1 protein-coding gene is annotated in these 585 nt (G+C 66.2%); it reads left to right on the top strand.

All coding sequences use genetic code 11. The features are described from left to right. Positions 1-585: FAD-dependent oxidoreductase (locus AC1DY5_RS58065; RefSeq protein ID WP_478123103.1), on the top strand; the 585-nt coding region annotated here is incomplete at both ends.

A 585-nucleotide genomic window follows, 5' to 3' on the forward strand; every position in this document is an offset into this window, starting at 1 on the left:
GGCGAAGACCACACGATCGAGAAACCCGCCGGCTACGAACGTCTGAAGACCTTGCAGCTCGACTGCTGGCCCGGCCCGCAATTGAGCTGGACCCTGAGCGACTTCGTGACGCACAAGCCGCGCGAGCGGCCGCTGTTCGTGGGCCCGACCGACACTGAATCGCTCTACGACCTGTGGCACGCACGGCGCATCGCCTACCGCCAGCATTTCACCCCAGGCAGCTACGCGAGCGACATTACGCTGGCGAACTGGCCGCAAATGGACTATTGGGAAAAACCGGTCGTCGGCGTCACGCCGGACGCGCAAGCGGTCGCACTGGAAGAAGCCCGGCAGTTCAGCCTGGCCTTCTTCTACTGGATGCAGACCGACGCGCCACGCCATGACGGCGGCCAAGGCTACAAGGGCCTGAGGCTGCGGGGCGATGTGCTGGGTACCACCGACGGACTGGCCAAGCAGGCTTACTACCGCGAGGGGCGGCGCATCGAGGCAGAGTTCACGGTGCTCGAACAGCACATCGGCGTTGCCGCGCGGCCGGGCAAGGAAGGCGCCGAGCGCTTTGCCGACAGCGTGGGCATCGGCGCCTAC

It is taken from the genome of Variovorax sp. P4_D9, from assembly GCF_056401695.1.